Below are 366 nucleotides of genomic sequence, written 5' to 3'. Positions count from 1 at the left end.
GAGAACCAGCTATCTCCAAGTTCGTTTGGAATTTCACCGCTACCCACACCTCATCCCAGCATTTTTCAACATACACGGGTTCGGTCCTCCGGTGCGTTTTACCGCACTTTCAACCTGGACATGGGTAGGTCACTTGGTTTCGGGTCTACGTCAACGTACTCATTCGCCCTCTTCAGACTCGCTTTCGCTCCGGCTCCGGCCTTTCCGCCTTAACCTCGCACGTTAACGTAACTCGCCGGTTCATTCTACAAAAGGCACGCCATCACCCCTTAACGGGCTCTGACTATTTGTAGGCACATGGTTTCAGGAACTGTTTCACTCCCCTCCCGGGGTACTTTTCACCTTTCCCTCACGGTACTGGTCCAC

Annotated in this window: 1 rRNA gene; it reads right to left on the bottom strand. The window is 53.0% G+C overall.

The annotated features are described in order from the left end of the window. Nucleotides 1–366 (bottom strand): 23S ribosomal RNA (locus LFYK43_RS12345); the annotation flags it as partial.

Origin of the sequence: Ligilactobacillus salitolerans (assembly GCF_003864415.1) — a bacterium.
Taxonomy (GTDB): domain Bacteria; phylum Bacillota; class Bacilli; order Lactobacillales; family Lactobacillaceae; genus Ligilactobacillus; species Ligilactobacillus salitolerans.
This window is presented reverse-complemented; position numbering and strand designations above follow the sequence as displayed.